Here is a 17,193-nt window from a genome sequence, read left to right on the forward strand (position 1 = left end):
TCAGTCCGCCTCCAGCGCGCGCCGCCGCAAGCGGGCTTCGGCCTGGATGTCGGCAAGAAGAGCACGCATCCGTGCAAGCACCACTCCACCGAAAATCAGCGAGAAGCCGAGTACCGCCAGAAGCAGCGGCTGCAGGAAAACCACGTCGATAGCGCTTTTGCCCATAGTGATGCTGGGCGGCTGGTGGAGCGAATTCCACCACACGACGCTGCGGTTGATGATCGGGATGTTGACCGCGCCAAGCAGGCCGAAAATTGCCGGAATACGGGGCGACACGCCCTCGCGTTCGGCAGCCTGAGCCAACGCGATGTAAGCGAGATACAGAAACGCCAACACAAGCATGCTGGTCAACCGTCCGTCCCACACCCACCACGTGCCCCATGTTGGCCTCCCCCAGATGGAACCGGTCGCGAGACAGATGATGGTGAACACGAGACCCGGTACTGCTGCCGCTCGCGCGGCGATGGCGGCCAGCGGATGGCGCCATACAAGGAAGACGAGACTGCAAATCGCAATCGCGCTCCACCCGCCCATGCCAAGCCATGCTGTTGGCACATGGATGAAGAGAATGCGGACGGTCTCTCCCATCAGGCGGTCCGGGGGAACCGACGTGATACCCCAGTACAATGCGACTGCCGTCACGATGAGGCCGCTCACGAGCAACAGCGGCGTCAGCCACCGCGCGAGGGAAAGGAACCGTTTGGGATTGGCGAAGCCGTGCATGATCGAAAGCCGTCGCCCGCGCTTTTACAGGCGCAGGCCTGACCCGCAAGTGAAGATCGCGCTTATCCGCGTCCGATGAGAGCCTGCGCCAGGCGGTCGGCGACCTGATCGGGCGATTCGCCGGTCTTGTCGCTTTCCTGCCAGATTTCCTCGAGCCGTCCGGGGATCAGCGCGATACGCTTGCGCACCTCGTTGATGTCGCACGGCGCTTCGTCCTGACGGCACAGATATTCGAGGGTCACGGAAATGATCCCGCCCGCATTGATGACATAGTCGGGCGCATAGAGGATGCCGCGCTTCGCCAGCATCGGGCCATGCTCCGGCCGTTTCAACTGGTTGTTCGCGCCGCCCGCCACAACCTTGCAATCGAGTCGGCCGATGCCGTCGTCATCGAGAATCGCACCGAGCGCATTCGGGCTGAACACATCGCAAGGGACCGACATGATTGCGTCGCTCGCTACGCATTCGGCATCGAGCTCCGTCGCCAGCGCACGGCAGCGATCTTCGCTGATATCCGAAAGGGTGAGCTTCGCGCCTTCCTTGGCCAGCAGCCTCGCGACGCCGCCACCGACACTGCCGACACCCTGGAGGGCGACATGCACGCCGTCCATGCTGTCCTTGCCCAGCTTGTGCTTCACGGCAGCCTTGATGCCGAGGAAGATGCCGAGCGCGGTGAACGGGCCGGGGTCGCCGCCGGCAGCATCTTCGCCCTCGACCGGCAGTCCGGATACGTACTGCGTGCGCTGGGCTACCGCTGCCATGTCGGCTTCGGAGATACCAACGTCTTCGGCAGTCACATACTGGCCGCCTAGCGCGTCGACCGCGTCTGCGAAAGCAGCGAGCATTTCGGCGGTTTTGGTCTTGTCGCTATCCGCCAAAATAACTGCCTTGCCGCCGCCCATCGGCAAGCCGGCCATGGCGTTCTTGTAGCTCATCCCGCGAGACAGGCGCAGGGCATCGCGCATGGCCGCTTCCGGCTCTGCATAGTGCCAGAAGCGCGTGCCACCGGCGCCGGGGCCGAGATGCGTGGAATGAAGCGCGATAATCGCAGTCAGGCCGCTCTTCCGGTCGCGAACGAGCTGCACGAGCTCGTGATCGTCAAAGTCCGTTTCGGTCCAGAAAGCCGTCATCGCTATGCCCCTTGCAAGGAGTTCAACATGCTGCGCGAAGGGGAGAAAATGGGGCGATCGACGGGGTTCGAACCCGCGACCTCCGGTACCACAAACCGGCGCTCTAACCAACTGAGCTACGATCGCCACACGCCCCCGGAACGCAGCCGGGTAGGCGGCACATAATCGCGGGCGAGCGGGCGTCAACCCGCCTTCCGCAACGGCGCGTGCCTGTTGCACAATGTGCGCCCGATGGGAAGGGAAAAAAGCGTGCGCAGGGTCTGGCACGCAACTATCTTACGACCCCTTGCAGCGGCTGCACCCGCGACTATCGTGCGAGCCGATGATCGGACCGGGCGAATCTTCTGCCGAAACACTGTTGGCCCGGCCGGGCGTGCAGCGTGTCCCCTCGGACAGGCTGGAGCTGTTCCAACTAAAAAACTTCGTCAGCCCTTCCCTGTGCGAAACGCTGATCGAACTGATCGAGAAGGACCGCCGTCCTTCCACTCTCGCGGATGCGGGGGATGATCGATATTTCCGCACCAGCGAGACCTGCGACCTCGAGCCGGAAGAACCCGCAGTGCGCGAGATGGAGGCGCTGTTCAGCGCTCTGAACGGTATCGATCCGACCCACGGCGAACCGCTGCAGGGCCAGCGCTATGATGTCGGCCAGGAGTTCAAACCGCATTGCGACTACTTCAATCGCGACGGACAGGACTGGGACAAATATTGTTCCGTCGCAGGCCAGCGCACCTGGACCTTCATGGTCTACCTCAACGATGTCGAAGCCGGTGGCGCAACGCGGTTCAAGGCGATCAAGAAGAATATCCAACCCGAAACCGGCAAACTGGTGTGCTGGAACAACATTCGCCCTGACGGGTCGGAGAACCCGAATACGATCCATCACGGCATGAAAGTGCGCCGCGGCGTCAAATACGTCATAACGAAATGGTATCGCGAAAAGCCGTGGGGTTGGTAGGGTGATCGAAGGCGGAAAGATCCACGAAGGCGGCTGCCACTGCGGAACCGTGAGGTTTCGCTTCACCATGCCAGCAGAGCCGGTAATCAGGCGCTGCAATTGCACCATCTGCGCCATGAAGGGCGTGGTCATGGTCGACGTACCGATGGACGATTGCACCATCACCAGAGGAGAAGAGGCCCTCACCCTTTACACCTTCGGAAGTGGTCAGGCGCAGCACCGCTTCTGTTCCAAATGCGGCATTCATCCCTTCCACCAACTGCGATCGGAACCCGATCACTATGGATTGAACCTCGCCTGCATCGACGGCATGACGATCTACGACCTGCCTGAAATACCGGTCTTCGATGGACAGAACCACCCGGCCGATAGCGGCGATTACAACTATGTCGGTGTCATGCGTTTCGAACGCTACGAAGATTGATCAGGATCAAATACGGGCGACCCGGCGCTTGCTAACTCTCTTTTCAACAAAGGGAGAACCCACCGATGAACGATTACAGCGCCCTGCAACAACAGCTTCAACAGCGCCTTGCCGATCTGCTCGAGCGCGCCGAGGTCATCGAGGATGACCTTCGCCACCCTCTCGACGCAGACTTCAGCGAACAGGCGGTGGACCTAGCCGACGACGAGGCTCTGGAAGGGGTCGACGATGTATTGCGCGCGGAAATCGTACAGGTGCGCGATGCACTGCTGAGGGTAGAAAACGGCACCTATGGCACTTGCGCCAGTTGCGGCAAGCCGATCGCCGAAGCCCGTCTGCAAGCGCGCCCGATCGCCACGCGCTGCATCGAATGTGCTGCCTGACCGAAACGAAAAAGGGCGGCCCCGCAGGACCGCCCTTTGAATTCGGTAATGCCTGAAAGCTTACTTCTTGAGGCTGATGCCGCCGAAGCGCTTGTTGAAGGCTGCAACGCGGCCGCCTTCCTGAAGCTGCTGCTTGCCACCGGTCCATGCCGGGTGGCTCGTCGGGTCGATTTCCAGCGTCAGGGTTTCGCCTTCGCTGCCCCAGGTGGAGCGCGTCTGGAATTCGGTGCCATCGGTCATCTTGACCGTGATCATGTGGTAATCGGGGTGACCTTCGGCCTTCATGATAAACGTCCTTCTAGCTTCGGAGCGGTTCCGACCGGTCCAGCTGTGTTTGGAGAAGGCGCGCGGTTAGCGCCGCGCGCAGAGATTTGCAAGCCTATTCGGGTGCGTCGGCAATCATTGCGGTGAAGCTGACTTCGCAGGTGACCTTGCCTTCGACACTGGCTTTACCTGAAAATTTGCAGACGCGGGCGCGTTTCTGGACGAATTCGGCCTCGAGATCGAGCAAGACGCCAGGTGTCACAGGCGCGCGGAACTTCGCATTCTCGATCGCCATGAAATATACCAGCTTACCCGAGCCTGCGAGCCCGAGGCTTTCAACAGCGAGTACGCCAGCCGCCTGGGCCAAGGCCTCGATCTGGAGAACGCCCGGCATGATCGGCGAGCCCGGAAAGTGTCCTTGGAAGAAATCTTCGTTGAAGCTGACCGCTTTCACCGCGTGAATACGCTCGTCGATGACGAGTTCCTTCACCCGGTCGACAAGGAGCAGGGGATAGCGGTGCGGCAGGCGCTTCAGCACCTCGACGACGTCGAAACCGGTATCGCTCATTCCCCTGCTCCCCGTTCTTTTCTTAGCGGCCGGTTGCAGCCGGCTGCTGCGTCTGCTGCTGTGCGGCTGCCTGCTGCTGGCGGGCTGCGGCGACCATCAGGATCTGCTGGATCTGCTGGTAAATCGCGACCGACTGCTGCGCCGGCTGCCAGCCCTGCGGAGGGGTGATCTGGACCGACGGCACGCGCGTGTTGAGCGCTGCGACGACCTTCTGGGTCACGTTCGCTGCCGGGGCGGAATACTGAACCGCATCGGGCGAAAGGATCAGCTGGAGGTTATCCTGCTGCACGACGGTCTGAAGCGCGGCGTTATACTGGAGCAGGATCTGTTCGATCGCATAGATGCGTGCACCGTCGATCTGGTTCGAAAGCTGTGCAGTTTCGTTCTCCAGGGTCTGGAGCTGCTGAGCCTGCGGAGCGCTCTGCGCAGCCTGCTGCTCAGCCTGGTCGAGCTGGCCGTCGCTGTTGGTGTCCAGCTGCTGCAGGAGCGTCTGCATCTGCTGCTGCTTCTGCTGGATTTGCGTAATCTGCGAGGCATAGGTCGTCGAGATCTGCTGGTAGGCAGTCGTGCGTGCGGTAGCCTGTGCAACGGCAGCGGGGACGCTGACGATCCCGATGTTGCCGTTCACCTGCGCGGCAGCCGGAGTGGCCGCCATGGCAGCGGTTGCGAGGCTCGCAGCTGCGAGAGACTTGGTAATCAGTTTCATTAGAATTGCGTTCCTACATTGAAGGAAATGGTCTTGGTATCGTCACCCTCTTGCTTCTTAATCGTCTGGGATAGATCGATCCTGAACGGGCCGAAGGGCGAGTTCCAGTTGATACCTATACCCGCGGTGATGCGCGGGCTGATGCTGTCGCCGAACAGGACTTCGCGATAGAAGCCATTCGGGTCCAGGACCGGGGTGTTGGCGTTTCCGTCGGCGTCCACGGCATCGAAGGTGCTGCCCGAAACGGGGTTGCCATCGGTGTCGAGCTGGGGATTGCCGTCGGCATCGTAAAGCGGGCCGAAGAAGACCGGATTACCGCCAGAGCGAGTCTGAAAGCTGTTCGGGAAGTCGTCGAGCTGCGGGCGGTCGATCGCGAAGAGCGAGCCGACATCAAGCCAGAGCGAGGGGCGGATACCCATTTCACGCGCACCCGATCCGAGCGGAATTTCCAGTTCTGCGCGTGCAAGGTAATAAGCCCTGCCGCCCAAGGCATCGTCGAACGCACGGTTCTTCGTCTCACGGAACTGCTCGATCGTCTCCAGCACGCGAGCCGTATCCGGATCGCCATCGTCATCGAGATAGCGCAGGCGGACCACACGCGGGCCGACGCCGCGAATATCGAAACCGCGGAACTGGGGCTCACCCAGGAAGAAGCGGTCGGTCAGGCGGACATCGTCGAAACCCGGAGTCTGGTTATTGCTCAAGGCGCGAATCCAGCCACCTTCCGCATTCACCGAGAAGATCAGGCCGCTGCCAAGATTGAACCACTTGCCCATCTGCGAACGCATGCGCAGGTATTTGACGTTGCCGCCAAGGCCGGCAAATTCGCCAGTAACACTGATCGTCTCGCCTCGCGTCGGGCGGACCCGGCTATCGAGCGAGTTGTAGTTGAGCGTCGCGCCGAGGATCGAAACCGTACGCTCGCCGACAGCTTCACAGATGAAGCGCGACTGGAGGCATTCAGCGACACCATCGCCATCGGTGTCTTCGAAGAAGCCATCGCCGATCGACACGTCTTCATACTGGAAGGTGTAGCTGCCGATCAGCGACATGTATTCCGACAGGGGAACACCGGCGCGCATGGTGAAACCTGTTTGCGCCTGCTTGTACCGATTGAAATCGGTCGCGAAGAAGTCGTTGTCGTATTCGCGGTGATAAATGTCCGCGCCCATCGAGATATTGCGGTCGAACACGTAAGGTTCGGAGAAGCTGATCTGGGCCGACTTCGAGAAGCGGGAGTAGTTGACGCTAAGGCCGACCGTCTGGCCACGACCGCGGAAGTTACGCTGGCGGATCGAGCCGGAAAGAATGAAGCTCTGGATGGACGAGAAACCGGCGGAAAGCTGGAGTTCGCCGGTCGGCTGTTCTTCGATGTTGGCTTCGAGCACGATACGGTCGGGCGCGCTGCCTTCGACCTGCGTGATCTCAAAGTTTTCCTGGAAGTAGCCGAGCGACTTGATGCGGGCTTCGGAGCGACGGATGGCGAGCGAGTTGAACGCGTCACCTTCCGCGACACGGAATTCGCGGCGCACCACCTTGTCCTGCGTAAGCGTGTTGCCGTTGACGTCGATGCGCTCGACATAGGTGCGGTCAGCTTCGCGAAGAACGAAGTTGACGTCCATCGTCAGGGTTTCGGGGTTCCTGGTGAACTGGGGCGCCACTTCGGCAAAGGCATAGCCGAAGGTACCGGCCAGCTCGGTCATTTGCTCGACCGTGTCTTCGACACGTTCCGCATCGTACCAGTCGCCGGTCTGCATAGGCAGGCGGGCGGTCATCGTTTCGCTGTCGAAATCGCGCAATTCGCTTTCGACCTTGAGGTCGCCGAACTTGTAGCGCTCACCTTCTTCGACGACGAAGGTGATGATGAAATCTTCCTTGTCAGGCGTCAGCTCTGCGACTGCGGAAACGACGCGGAAATCGGCATAGCCCTGCGTCAGGTAGAAAGTACGCAGTTGCTGCTGGTCGAATGCAAGACGGTCGGGGTCGTAGCTCGTGTTCGAGCTGAAGAAGGTCCACAGGCGCGATTGCTTGGTGACCATCTCGCCGCGCAAATCGCTGTCCGAGAATGCCTCGTTGCCGATGATATTGATCTGGCGAATCTTCGACTTGGGACCTTCTTCGATCTCGAAGACGATATCGACGCGGTTCTGGCTCAGCTGGACGAGCTGAGGCTCTACCGTTGCAGCAAAGCGGCCCTGACGCTTGTAGAGCTCGATGATACGGGCAACGTCGGCGCGCACCTTCGAACGTGTAAAGATCTGGCGCGGCGCGAGGCGAATCTCGGGAATGATCTTGTCATTCTTGATCCGCTCGTTCCCTTCCAGGATGATGCGGTTGATGACCGGGTTTTCCGTCACCGTGATCACGACATTGCCAGCGTTGTTCGTCACGCTGACATTCGAGAACAACTCTGTTGCGTATAGGTCCTTGAGAACCTGGTCGCCCACCGCCTGGGTATATTCCTGGCCAGGACGCAAGCGAATGTACGATAGAATCGTCTGCGGCTCGAGGCGCTGAGCACCGGCCACGGCGATCGAACGCACGACATCTTGCTGGATCACCGGCTCAACCGGCTGTGATGCCTCAGCCTCTTCAGCATCCTGGGCCAAGGCAACTGCGGGCATGCCCGCCATAACGGAACCGGCCATCAGTCCGGCGACGAGCCGCGCGCCAAATGGTTTCGTCTCGCTCGCGGCGTTCGCAAAATCAGTCATCGACAAGGGAGTTCCCGTCCTCAAAAGTACAAAAGACGCCTTGCGAAGCGCCTGGAGGCCCCCTGCCCCATGCGCGCCGCGCGATCAAGCCGTGTGACGCCGCAGACGCGCCTTCACCCGGCCCTTTCCCCGCCTAATTCCCGAAGAACGGGAGTTTGGCGATATCAATGAAGGTGACGAAAATCATCAGCGCGAGCACAATTGCCACACCGGCCCGGTAGGCCACCTCCGTACTACGGGGGCCAAGCGGTTTCCGACGGATCGCTTCCGCCGCGTAAAACGCCAGGTGCCCACCGTCGAGAGCCGGGATTGGCAGTAGGTTGATGAATGCCAAGTTAAGCGAGATTAGCGCTGCCAGATTGAAAAATGCCAGCGCACCGAGGCTCAGCTGTTCACCGGCAAATTTCCCGATCGTAACCGGTCCACCCAGTTCCTTGACCGAGCGTTCTCCGACTACGATCTGCTTGATGCCAGTCACCATCATGTCGACCAGCTTGCCTGTCTGGACGAAGCTCAGACTGACTGCTTCGCCTGGCCCGACACCCTCGAACTGGCGCTCGGTAACGGCAGGCGGGATACCGATCTGTCCGATGGTCGAGACGTTTCCGAACCGGTCCTCCGCCTTGATCGTGCGCGGGACGACGTCGAAATTCCGCACATCACCGTCACGGATGACCTCGATGTCCAGCGTGCGCCCCGGATACATGATGATCGCTTCGCGCAAGTCGAAGAAGCTGGCGACCTCTTTGCCATCCACCCTCACGATACGATCGCCGATCTCCAGTCCGGCTGCCTCAGCAGCGGAGTCTTCGGCAAAGGCTGCGATCGTCGTTTCCATCGCCGGATCCGGCGAGACCGGTTTGCCGAAGATCATGAAAAAGCTCGTGAAAATCGCCAAGGTCACGATGATATTCATCGCCGGCCCGGCGAAGACGATCAGCGAACGCTTCCACAGGCTGGCGTGGTGGAAACTGCCCTCGCGCTCTTCGGCGGAAGCGTTAGCGATCGCTTCCTTGTCCGGCACGCTGGCAGGATTCATGTCGCCCTTGAACTGGACGTATCCGCCAAGCGGCAGCGCGCATAGTTTCCAGCGAGTGCCGCGCTTGTCGGTAAAGCCAGCAATTTCCTTGCCGAATCCCACGGCAAAGGCCTCTGCGTGGACGCCGAACCAGCGGCCCACGAGATAGTGTCCGAGTTCGTGCAGCGTCACCAACGGCCCCAGCAGCAGCGGGAAGCCGATGATGTACATCCAGAAAGGTATCGAACCGTCCAACTCAGCATGTCTCCAGCATTGCGCTTGCGCGCCGTCTCGCGTCCTCGTCGACGCGCAGCACCTCTTCGAGGGTCTGCGGCGCAGGCGGAAGCTCTGTTTCCGTAAGAACGCGCTCCACCATTAGCGCAATACGGCTGAACGGGATGTTACCTGCGAGGAATGCAGCCACAGCGACTTCGTTCGCAGCATTAAGCGTGCCAGGCGCCGCGCCGCCCGCCTGTGCAGCCTCCCTGGCCAAGCGCGTCGCGGGGAAGCGTTTTTCATCGGGCGCATGGAAGGTAAGTTCGCCGATAGCTGCGAGGTCGAGGGGATCCATCGGCGTGTCCATGCGCGCGGGGTAAGCGAGACACGAGGCAATCGGGACCCGCATGTCGGACGGGCCGAGCTGCGCAAGCGTCGACCCGTCGCGGTATTCTACCATCGAATGGATGACGCTCTGCGGGTGGACCACGATCCTGATCTTGTCGAGGCCAACCGGAAACAGGTGATGCGCTTCGATCAGCTCCAGCCCTTTGTTGAACATCGTGGCGCTGTCGACGCTGATCTTGGCGCCCATGTCCCAGTTCGGGTGAGCGATTGCCTGAGCGGGCGTTGCCTCATCCAGCTGGGCCTTGGACCATGTGCGAAGTGGACCGCCGCTTGCCGTCAGAGTGATGGTACGCACTTCCGCCAGCTTGCCGCCCCGGAGGCACTGGAAAATGGCATTGTGTTCGCTGTCGACAGGAAGCAGCGTAGCGCCGTGTTTCTCGACCGCGGCCGTCATCACCTCGCCTGCCGAAACGAGCGCTTCCTTATTGGCCAAGGCGACCGTGGTGCCCTGCTCGATCGCCGCCATCACGGGACCCAGTCCCGCGCAGCCGACAATTGCCGCCATCACGATATCCGCCGAGCGCGCCGAAGCTTCGCATAGGGCCCCTCTTCCCGCTGCAGCCTCGATTCCGGAACCGTCCAGTGCGTCTCTCAGCGCGCCGAGAAGATTATCCTGCGCAATTACAGCGAGGTCGGCATCGAATTCCCGGGCCAGCTTGGCCAATTCTTCGACATTGGAATGGGCGGTAAGAGCGACGACGCGCCAATCGGCGCGATTGCGACGGATCAGATCGAGAGTGGACACACCGACCGAACCGGTAGCGCCGAGAACCGAAATCGACCTTGTCATGCAGCGGAACCGAGGACGAAGCCCGCGATTAGCACCACGGGAATGATGCCATCTGTCCGGTCGAATACGCCTCCGTGGCCCGGAATCAGGTGCGAGCTGTCCTTCACCCCGGCTTTGCGCTTGAGCCAGCTTTCGAGGAAATCGCCTGCCTGGGCAGCGACAGCAAGCGCGAGGCCCATCAACGCGATGGTGCCCACTTCGTTCATGTCGAAGCCCATCGTCGTCGGCCCGCTAACCTGACGTGCCGAGAAATAAATGAACAGGGCCAGCCAAAGACTGGCGCCGACGACGCCGCCGAGTAGCCCGGCCCATGTCTTGGAAGGGCTGATCGAAGGCGCAATCTTCGGCCCGCCGATCGTGCGTCCGAAGAAGAAGGCGAATGTGTCGATCGCTATGACCGTCCCAACAATGCCGACCACGAGGCCGGGCGGCATCCGCGTAAGGACAAATCCGGCGAGCCCAATGTATAGTGCGCCCGCCAGGATGGCAGCCAGCCGGTAAGGCACATTGGTCGTGGCCTTCACGACAAGCAGGATGAACTCGACGAAGGTGGCGAGCACCACTGCAGCGATGAACCAGTCAAGCCATGGGTCGCCGGCAACCAGAGCTGCAACAGCGATGGCGACCATGACGGCAGCCGAGATCAGGCGCTTGGGCAGGTCCGCATTCTTCTTCGGCTTTGGATCACCGTCCACCAAATCGTCTCTCCCGTCCCGCAAACTGGTCCAGCGCATCCTTCAGGTGCGCAGGTGTGAAGTCGGGCCATAACACATCCGTGAACAGCATTTCCGCATAGGCCGCCTGCCACAAGAGAAAATTGGAAAGACGCACCTCTCCACTGGTGCGGATCAGCAGGTCGAGAGGCGGCAAGTCTGCTGTAAAGAGGTTGGCAGCGATGCTCTCTTCATTGATTTCGCCTACCTGGGCAGCCTTTCGCGCTGCCTGGACAATTTCCGCGTGCGCCCCGTAATTCAATGCGACCGCCAAGGTCCGTGATCCGTGCGCAGTCTTATCGAGCGCATCCTCGAGCATTTCGACGATGTCAGGCGCAAGTTCCTGCCAGTCGCCGACAATCTTCAGTTTGACATCATTGGCAATGAATTCTGGCAAGTCCGACTTTATGAACTTGCGCATCAAATTCATAAGGTCATCGACCTCTTCCTCGGGCCGCTTCCAATTTTCACTGCTGAAAGCGTAGAGCGTCAGGCACTCGATTTCGGTGTCCTTGAGGCTGCGCACCAGCTCTCGCACGGCCTCGACGCCCTTGCGGTGGCCCATGACCCGCGGCAAGTGCTTGCGCTTCGCCCAACGTCCATTGCCGTCCATGATGATGGCGACATGGCGCGCGATCTTGTCGTGGCTGTCAGCCATAGGTTCTCATCCGAGAGGCAGCAGACCTTGCGGGCCTCACTGCGTCATGATTTCCTTTTCCTTGGCCTGGGCCGTCTGGTCGGCCTCGCCAACGTACTTGTCGGTGAGCTTCTGGACCTCTTCCTCGGAGCGCTTGCGCTCGTCCTCCGAGATTTCCTTCTTCTTTTCGTCTTCCTTGAGCGCTTCCATGCCGTCGCGGCGCACATTGCGGATGGCGATCTTGGACTGTTCTGCATATTGGCCCGCGAGCTTGGCGAGGTCCTTGCGGCGTTCTTCGGTAAGATCGGGCATCGGCAGGCGAACGTTCTGCCCGTCGATCATCGGATTGAGACCGAGGTTGGCCTTGGCAATACCCTTCTCGACCGCAGTGACATTGGCCTTGTCCCAAACCTGCACGCTCAGCATGCGCGGCTCCGGGGCGGACACCGTCGCGACCTGGTTCAGCGGCATCATCGAGCCATAGACTTCGACCACGACAGGATCGAGAAGGCTCGTGTTCGCGCGGCCGGTCCGCAGGCCCGAAAGATCGCCCTTCAGGCTGTCGATAGCGCCCTGCATGCGGCGTTCGATATCGGCTTTGTCGTATTTGGCCATGATGGCTTCCTCGTCTCTCTTCGTTTCTTTTATGCGGTATGATCGGTGACGACGGTCTGTACGCCGTTGCCCGAAAGGACTTTGGCGACATTGCCCTTCTCGCGGATCGAGAAGACCACGATCGGGATATCATTGTCGCGACAGAGCGCTACTGCGCTGGCATCCATGACCTTCAGATCATCTGCCAGAACCTTGCCGTAACTCACGGTTTCGTAACGCGTCGCGTCGGGGTTCTTCTTGGGATCGCTGTCGTAAATGCCATCGACGCTCGTGCCCTTGAGCAATGCGTCGCAATTCATCTCTGCAGCGCGCAGTGCCGCACCGCTATCGGTAGTGAAATAGGGTGCGCCCACGCCAGCGGCGAAGATCACGATACGACCTTTCTCGAGGTGACGCTCTGCGCGGCGGCGGATGACCGGTTCACAGACCTGATCCATCTGCACCGCGCTCTGCACGCGGGTCTGCACGCCAAGCTGTTCAAGCGCGCTCTGCATCGCGAGCGCGTTCATTACCGTCGCAAGCATGCCCATGTAGTCGGCCTGAGCCCGGTCCATGCCCTGCGCCGCACCTGCCATGCCGCGAAAGATGTTACCGCCGCCGATCACAAGGCATATCTCAAGCCCGGTGTCCTTGGCCGCTTTCACTTCCTTGGCAAGCTCCAGCACGAAGGCCGGATCGATCCCGAACTGCTGGTCCCCCATCAACACCTCGCCCGAAAGCTTCAGAAGGACGCGGTTCATCTTGGGGAGGGTCATGCGGGATATTCTCGATTATGGGGTTTGGGGGTCCTTAGCCATGAAGCGCCGGACTCGCAAAGGGAAAGGCGAGCCCCGGAAGACTGTCAAGGAACGCTCCCGCCGACCTGCCGTTACCGGTTGATGACCATTCGATCACAAAATCCCGTATCGCAACGTAGCGCTTGGCAGCGAATTGCGATCATCGTGGCCGTTGCCCTTCAGATCGGCTCTACCTTCCTGCCCAGTCTTGGCGTGGGAGAGCCGATAGGAAGCCGTTCCGATGCGGAGCGCACCTTGATTACGCCTGCTGGCTGGGCATTCGCCATTTGGGGTCCGCTGTACTTCGGCTCGGTCGTGTTCGCCGCCTACCAGGCACTACCGTCCCAGAAGACGAACGCCTTGCTTGGAAAGATCGGTTGGTATGCGGCAGCAGCCTTTTTCGGGAACGGCCTGTGGGCGCTCTACACCCAGTTGAACAGGCTGGACGCTGTGTCCGTCCTGATCATCGCAAGTGTGCTTTCCTGCCTGCTGGTCATTTACCGGACCTTCGTGCGACTGGACCGGGAGTTCACGGTCGCGGAACGCTGGATAGTGATGCTTCCGCTCAGCGCTCTTGCCGCCTGGCTGACCGCAGCCACCATCGTGAATGTTTCAGCCGCCCTGCAAACCTACGGCGTGGGCGGACCCTGGCCCGAAGCGACAGTCGGGGCGGCAATCGTGGCGATCGGGGGGATCATCGCCTCCCTTGCGATTTGGCGCGGTCGAGGAAACCCGGTCTACGCGCTGGTGTTCCTGTGGGCGCTGTTCGCAATTTATTCGGCCGGGGGGCAAGCCGCACCGTCGATAGCCTACGCGACGATCGCAGCAGGCCTGCTGGTGATCCTTGCCACCGCCTACAAATTGCGACTTTCCGAAAACAGGCGGCGCTGGTTCGGCTGATCCGCTCTGCAAAAAATAAAACGGCCGCCGAACCGAGAGGTCCGGCGGCCGCTTGTTAGCCTTCGGGAAGGAAGCGCTTAGCCGCCGACAGCAGCAGCCACTTCGGCTGCGAAGTCGGTTTCTTCCTTTTCGATGCCTTCGCCGAGCTGGAAGCGGACATAGTCCACCAGTTCGACTTTGGCGCCGACGTCCTTGCCAGCCTGTTCGACGACCTGTGCGATCGGCGTCTTGTTGTCGATCACGTAGATCTGGCTGAGGAGCGCGTTTTCCTTGGCGTATTTGTTGACCGCGCCTTCCACCATCTTTTCCTGGACGTTTTCGGGCTTGCCGCTTTCGGCAGCCTTTTCCTGGGCGATGGCACGTTCGCGAGCGATCACGTCGGCGTCGAGACCGTCAGCGGTCAGCGCCTGCGGGAAGGCTGCGGCGATGTGCATGCCGAGCTTCTTGCCCAGCTCTTCGAGCTTGGCCTTGTCGCCTTCGCTTTCGAGGGCGACCAGCACGCCGATCTTGCCGAGGTCGGGAGCGACAGCATTGTGCATGTAAGGCACGATGACGCCGTTGGTGACCGAAACGGTCTTCATGCGACGGATCTGCTGGTTCTCGCCGATGGTGGCGACGTTGTCGGTCAGCTTGTCGGCGACGGTACCGCCTTCGGGGTAGTCGGCAGCCTTGAGGGCTTCGACATCATCACCGTCAACGCCCAGGGCGACTGCGGTGGTCTTGCGAACGAAGTCCTGGAACTTGTCGTTCTTTGCAACGAAGTCCGTTTCCGAGTTCACTTCGACGGCAACACCGCGAGTGCCTTCGACGGCAATGCCGACGAGACCTTCAGCCGCCGTACGGCTCGACTTCTTCTGGGCGGTGGCGAGGCCCTTGGCGCGCAGTGCGTCGACAGCGGCTTCGATATCGCCGTTCGATGCTTCAAGCGCCTTCTTGGCGTCCATCATGCCCGCGCCGGTCTTCTCGCGCAGGGCTTTCACGTCAGCGGCAGTGAATGCAGCCATGAGATTTTCCTTCTTGGTGTCTTTAATGCGTAGGCACCGGGCCTGCTGTGTTCAGCGGCCCGGCGCATAGTTCGCTTGTGTGACGAGAGCATGGCGCCCCCGTCTCACGGAAACGGTTAAGCCGCGGCTTCTTCCGGCGGATTTTCCATCGCACCAACATCGGCACCGGAATCGGTCACGCCTTCACCCTTGCCCGAACGGGCAGCGTCGCCAACGGCATCGCAATAGAGCTTGATGGCACGGGCAGCGTCGTCATTACCAGGGATCGGGAATGCGATACCGCTCGGATCGACATTGGTGTCGAGCACAGCGACGACCGGAATACCAAGCACGTTGGCTTCCTTGATGGCCAGGTCTTCCATGTTGGCGTCAATCACGAACATCACGTCCGGGATGCCGCCCATGTTGCGGATACCGCCGAGGGACAGTTCAAGCTTGTCGCGCTTGCGCGTAAGGTCGAGAACTTCCTTCTTGGTTAGACCGGCATTGTCACCTGCAAGACGCTCGTCGAGGGTCTTGAGGTACTTGATACGCTCGCTGATGGTCTTCCAGTTGGTGAGCATGCCGCCCAGCCAACGGTGATTGACGTAGTGCTGACCCGAAGCAAGCGCAGCTTCGCGGATCGGGTCCTGCGCCTGGCGCTTGGTGCCGACGAACAGCACCTTGCCGCCCGAACGTGCGGTCTGGTTGATGAAGTCGAGAGCGCGCGCGAAAAGCGGCACGGACTGCGACAGGTCGATGATGTGGATGCCGTTGCGCGCGCCGAAGATGTACGGCTTCATGCGCGGGTTCCAACGGTGGGTCTGGTGGCCGAAATGTGCGCCGGCCTCGATCAGTTGCTGCATGGTGACGGTAGGAGCCGCCATGGTCATTTCCTTTCCGGTTGTACCTCTGGAAGGCTGGAACCCGTGGTGCGGTATGTCCCGCGCCGGGCACCGGTATGAGCGCCTTCCATGTGGATTTGCCCGCCCTTTCAAGCAGCCCGAATTGGCCGAATCTCAAGCGAACGGCGCGCCTTTAGCGGGGTTTTCCGGCGAAAGCCAGACTCGATTCATCGCAAAAAACGGGAATCCTGGCGCGAAAAGCGCTTGACAGGCGAGAACAAAACGGGAACATTGTTCTCATCGCCGGAACTCCCGGCGGGCATTAGGGGTTTTCCCGTAGAATTACCCGGTCTGTCAACAGGTTTATCGACAGGGCACGGGGAGGAGATAATCGGATGTTCGCACTGTTCCTCACTGCCGTCTTCGCCATCGCTGCAATCGCCGCGCTGGCAGTGCTCGCCGATAGCGGACTGCGCTGGTGGTCCGCTTTCGGTCAGCTGCGGCACCGCCTCAAGCTGCCGACCGAAGTCGAGTTTTGCGAAAGTGGAATGCGTCCGGCGATCACACACGGCGGCTTTACCCGCCCGGGTCGCGCCCGCCCTGCTACGCGCCAGTCGGTGCGCTGCGCCGCCTGATCCGCGAATACCGCATCAATGTGTACGGCAGCAGCAAGAGATAGCCGACACCAATAGCACTGAGCGTCCACCACGGCTCCACGAGCAGGGCCGCGAATAGCAGGCCGACAAAGGCCAAGACCCATAATCTGATCCCCCGGCGCGGCCTCAACGAAGTCCAGCTGGGCGTCGCCATGCTCGAAATCATCAGCACCGCCACTGCTAGGAGCCAAGGACCGACCACGATCGGAGTCCGGAATATGTCGAGGTCGGTCGCCGACCAGATGAAAAACGGCAGGAAGGCGAGACCTGCCCCCATCGGCGCCGGAACCCCTGTCAGGAAGCCGAGCGACTTATGCGGCTGCTCCTGCATGTCGATCTGGGCGTTAAATCGCGCCAGTCGCAAGGCGCAACAGATCGCAAGCGCGAGAGCTGCGAACCAGCCCAGGCGCGGCTCTGCCGACAAGGACCATAGATAGATGATGATCGCCGGTGCGGTGCCGAAGCTGAGCGAATCCGCGAGGCTGTCGAGCTCTGCGCCGAAGCGTGACTGGGCGTTGAGAGCGCGTGCTATACGCCCGTCCATGCCATCCAGCAGGCCTGCCACGATGATCGCGATTGCTGCAGCCGCCCATTGTTCGGAAATTGCGAAGCGGATCCCGGTCAGTCCCGAACAGAGCGCGGCTGCCGTGATTGCGTTGGGCGCCATGGCCCTTAGCGAAAGTCCGCGTGACTTCCCCATTACGGGCTTTTCATCCTCGGCAGCCTTCGGACCCAGTCGAGCGCGTTCTTCGTACTGGCGATGGGG

General features: G+C 60.8%; 20 protein-coding genes and 1 tRNA gene. 5 read left to right on the plus strand and 16 right to left on the minus strand.

All coding sequences use genetic code 11. The annotated features are described in order from the left end of the window. The 3 genes from ccmC to GRI34_RS06405 all read right to left on the minus strand — a co-directional run bounded on the left by ccmC (position 1) and on the right by GRI34_RS06405 (position 1,979). The gene (gene ccmC / locus GRI34_RS06395; protein ID WP_160595223.1) at positions 1-723 is read right to left on the minus strand and encodes a heme ABC transporter permease CcmC; all 723 of its coding nucleotides are present in this window, start codon (positions 721-723) and stop codon (positions 1-3) included. A gap of 62 nt (positions 724-785) precedes the next feature. Beyond that, positions 786-1,853, minus strand: a complete 1,068-nt coding sequence (locus GRI34_RS06400) for a Leu/Phe/Val dehydrogenase (RefSeq protein ID WP_160595224.1) — start codon at positions 1,851-1,853, stop codon at positions 786-788. A gap of 49 nt (positions 1,854-1,902) precedes the next feature. Then, positions 1,903-1,979 (minus strand) — tRNA-His (locus GRI34_RS06405). A gap of 196 nt (positions 1,980-2,175) precedes the next feature. On the opposite strand from GRI34_RS06405, the gene GRI34_RS06410 reads away from it, so the two are divergent. The 3 genes from GRI34_RS06410 (at position 2,176) to GRI34_RS06420 (ending at position 3,618) form a co-directional block, all read left to right on the plus strand. Continuing rightward, on the plus strand, positions 2,176-2,811 hold the full coding sequence (locus GRI34_RS06410; RefSeq protein WP_160595225.1) for a prolyl hydroxylase family protein: 636 nt from the start codon (positions 2,176-2,178) through the stop codon (positions 2,809-2,811). Position 2,812: 1 nt separating this feature from the next. Next, on the plus strand, positions 2,813-3,235 hold the full coding sequence (locus tag GRI34_RS06415) for a GFA family protein (protein WP_325065191.1): 423 nt from the start codon (positions 2,813-2,815) through the stop codon (positions 3,233-3,235). Between the two features lie 65 nt (positions 3,236-3,300). Further along, a complete protein-coding gene (locus GRI34_RS06420; RefSeq protein WP_160595226.1) occupies positions 3,301-3,618 on the plus strand; it encodes a TraR/DksA family transcriptional regulator in 318 nt (105 codons plus the stop codon). Between the two features lie 60 nt (positions 3,619-3,678). On the opposite strand, the gene rpmE is transcribed toward GRI34_RS06420, so the two are convergent. The 10 genes from rpmE to pyrH all read right to left on the minus strand — a co-directional run bounded on the left by rpmE (position 3,679) and on the right by pyrH (position 13,022). Next, positions 3,679-3,903 (minus strand): 50S ribosomal protein L31, encoded by a 225-nt coding sequence (gene rpmE / locus GRI34_RS06425; protein ID WP_090481408.1) that lies wholly within the window; start codon positions 3,901-3,903, stop codon positions 3,679-3,681. A gap of 94 nt (positions 3,904-3,997) precedes the next feature. Then, positions 3,998-4,450: a 3-hydroxyacyl-ACP dehydratase FabZ gene (gene fabZ, locus GRI34_RS06430; RefSeq protein ID WP_090481405.1), complete on the minus strand. Its 453-nt coding sequence runs from the start codon at positions 4,448-4,450 to the stop codon at positions 3,998-4,000. A 22-nt stretch (positions 4,451-4,472) separates the two neighbouring features. Further along, a complete protein-coding gene (locus GRI34_RS06435) occupies positions 4,473-5,156 on the minus strand; it encodes an OmpH family outer membrane protein (RefSeq protein WP_090481403.1) in 684 nt (227 codons plus the stop codon). Then, the gene (gene bamA / locus GRI34_RS06440; protein WP_160595227.1) at positions 5,156-7,870 is read right to left on the minus strand and encodes an outer membrane protein assembly factor BamA; all 2,715 of its coding nucleotides are present in this window, start codon (positions 7,868-7,870) and stop codon (positions 5,156-5,158) included. The genes GRI34_RS06435 and bamA overlap by 1 nt, the downstream gene beginning before the upstream one ends. Positions 7,871-8,003: 133 nt before the next feature. Further along, positions 8,004-9,143 (minus strand): RIP metalloprotease RseP, encoded by a 1,140-nt coding sequence (gene rseP / locus GRI34_RS06445; RefSeq protein WP_325065192.1) that lies wholly within the window; start codon positions 9,141-9,143, stop codon positions 8,004-8,006. A 1-nt stretch (position 9,144) separates the two neighbouring features. Then, complete coding sequence (gene dxr / locus GRI34_RS06450) at positions 9,145-10,302, minus strand: 1-deoxy-D-xylulose-5-phosphate reductoisomerase (RefSeq protein ID WP_160595229.1); 1,158 nt, start codon at positions 10,300-10,302, stop codon at positions 9,145-9,147. After that, positions 10,299-10,997 carry a phosphatidate cytidylyltransferase gene (locus GRI34_RS06455; protein WP_325065193.1) on the minus strand — a complete coding sequence of 233 codons (699 nt, stop codon included), beginning with the start codon at positions 10,995-10,997 and terminating at the stop codon, positions 10,299-10,301. Before GRI34_RS06455 ends, dxr begins: the two co-directional genes overlap by 4 nt. Beyond that, positions 10,987-11,673, minus strand: a complete 687-nt coding sequence (gene uppS, locus GRI34_RS06460; RefSeq protein ID WP_160595231.1) for a polyprenyl diphosphate synthase — start codon at positions 11,671-11,673, stop codon at positions 10,987-10,989. The genes GRI34_RS06455 and uppS overlap by 11 nt, the downstream gene beginning before the upstream one ends. Before the next feature lie 36 nt (positions 11,674-11,709). Continuing rightward, positions 11,710-12,267, minus strand: a complete 558-nt coding sequence (frr, locus tag GRI34_RS06465; RefSeq protein ID WP_160595232.1) for a ribosome recycling factor — start codon at positions 12,265-12,267, stop codon at positions 11,710-11,712. 29 nt (positions 12,268-12,296) lie between these two features. Further along, positions 12,297-13,022 carry a UMP kinase gene (gene pyrH / locus GRI34_RS06470; protein WP_090481386.1) on the minus strand — a complete coding sequence of 242 codons (726 nt, stop codon included), beginning with the start codon at positions 13,020-13,022 and terminating at the stop codon, positions 12,297-12,299. A gap of 186 nt (positions 13,023-13,208) precedes the next feature. Here pyrH and GRI34_RS06475 point away from each other — a divergent pair, with 186 nt between their 5' ends. Next, positions 13,209-13,943 (plus strand): hypothetical protein, encoded by a 735-nt coding sequence (locus tag GRI34_RS06475; protein ID WP_325065194.1) that lies wholly within the window; start codon positions 13,209-13,211, stop codon positions 13,941-13,943. Positions 13,944-14,020: 77 nt separating this feature from the next. On the opposite strand, the gene tsf is transcribed toward GRI34_RS06475, so the two are convergent. Both tsf and rpsB read right to left on the minus strand, forming a co-directional pair. Beyond that, positions 14,021-14,947, minus strand: a complete 927-nt coding sequence (gene tsf / locus GRI34_RS06480; protein WP_160595234.1) for a translation elongation factor Ts — start codon at positions 14,945-14,947, stop codon at positions 14,021-14,023. A gap of 116 nt (positions 14,948-15,063) precedes the next feature. Next, on the minus strand, positions 15,064-15,813 hold the full coding sequence (gene rpsB, locus GRI34_RS06485) for a 30S ribosomal protein S2 (RefSeq protein WP_160595235.1): 750 nt from the start codon (positions 15,811-15,813) through the stop codon (positions 15,064-15,066). Positions 15,814-16,166: 353 nt separating this feature from the next. On the opposite strand from rpsB, the gene GRI34_RS06490 reads away from it, so the two are divergent. Beyond that, positions 16,167-16,406 (plus strand): hypothetical protein, encoded by a 240-nt coding sequence (locus tag GRI34_RS06490; protein WP_160595236.1) that lies wholly within the window; start codon positions 16,167-16,169, stop codon positions 16,404-16,406. Here the strand turns inward: GRI34_RS06490 and GRI34_RS06495 are convergent. Continuing rightward, positions 16,375-17,127 (minus strand): CDP-alcohol phosphatidyltransferase family protein, encoded by a 753-nt coding sequence (locus GRI34_RS06495; RefSeq protein WP_160596417.1) that lies wholly within the window; start codon positions 17,125-17,127, stop codon positions 16,375-16,377. The two genes, GRI34_RS06490 and GRI34_RS06495, sit on opposite strands and share 32 nt — an antisense overlap. Positions 17,128-17,193: the final 66 nt, after the last annotated feature.

The organism is Qipengyuania aquimaris (assembly GCF_009827445.1).
In the GTDB taxonomy this organism is placed as follows: domain Bacteria; phylum Pseudomonadota; class Alphaproteobacteria; order Sphingomonadales; family Sphingomonadaceae; genus Qipengyuania; species Qipengyuania aquimaris.

Coding starts and splice junctions, on each gene's coding strand:
- frr (WP_160595232.1), bottom strand. CDS start 12,267: ATGGCCAAATACGACAAAGCCGATATCGAACGCCGCATGCAGGGCGCT.
- pyrH (WP_090481386.1), bottom strand. CDS start 13,022: ATGACCCTCCCCAAGATGAACCGCGTCCTTCTGAAGCTTTCGGGCGAG.
- GRI34_RS06420 (WP_160595226.1), top strand. CDS start 3,301: ATGAACGATTACAGCGCCCTGCAACAACAGCTTCAACAGCGCCTTGCC.
- bamA (WP_160595227.1), bottom strand. CDS start 7,870: ATGACTGATTTTGCGAACGCCGCGAGCGAGACGAAACCATTTGGCGCG.
- dxr (WP_160595229.1), bottom strand. CDS start 10,302: ATGACAAGGTCGATTTCGGTTCTCGGCGCTACCGGTTCGGTCGGTGTG.
- ccmC (WP_160595223.1), bottom strand. CDS start 723: ATGCACGGCTTCGCCAATCCCAAACGGTTCCTTTCCCTCGCGCGGTGG.
- GRI34_RS06490 (WP_160595236.1), top strand. CDS start 16,167: ATGTTCGCACTGTTCCTCACTGCCGTCTTCGCCATCGCTGCAATCGCC.
- GRI34_RS06410 (WP_160595225.1), top strand. CDS start 2,176: ATGATCGGACCGGGCGAATCTTCTGCCGAAACACTGTTGGCCCGGCCG.
- uppS (WP_160595231.1), bottom strand. CDS start 11,673: ATGGCTGACAGCCACGACAAGATCGCGCGCCATGTCGCCATCATCATG.
- GRI34_RS06435 (WP_090481403.1), bottom strand. CDS start 5,156: ATGAAACTGATTACCAAGTCTCTCGCAGCTGCGAGCCTCGCAACCGCT.
- GRI34_RS06495 (WP_160596417.1), bottom strand. CDS start 17,127: ATGGGGAAGTCACGCGGACTTTCGCTAAGGGCCATGGCGCCCAACGCA.
- tsf (WP_160595234.1), bottom strand. CDS start 14,947: ATGGCTGCATTCACTGCCGCTGACGTGAAAGCCCTGCGCGAGAAGACC.
- fabZ (WP_090481405.1), bottom strand. CDS start 4,450: ATGAGCGATACCGGTTTCGACGTCGTCGAGGTGCTGAAGCGCCTGCCG.
- GRI34_RS06400 (WP_160595224.1), bottom strand. CDS start 1,853: ATGACGGCTTTCTGGACCGAAACGGACTTTGACGATCACGAGCTCGTG.
- rpmE (WP_090481408.1), bottom strand. CDS start 3,903: ATGAAGGCCGAAGGTCACCCCGATTACCACATGATCACGGTCAAGATG.
- rpsB (WP_160595235.1), bottom strand. CDS start 15,813: ATGGCGGCTCCTACCGTCACCATGCAGCAACTGATCGAGGCCGGCGCA.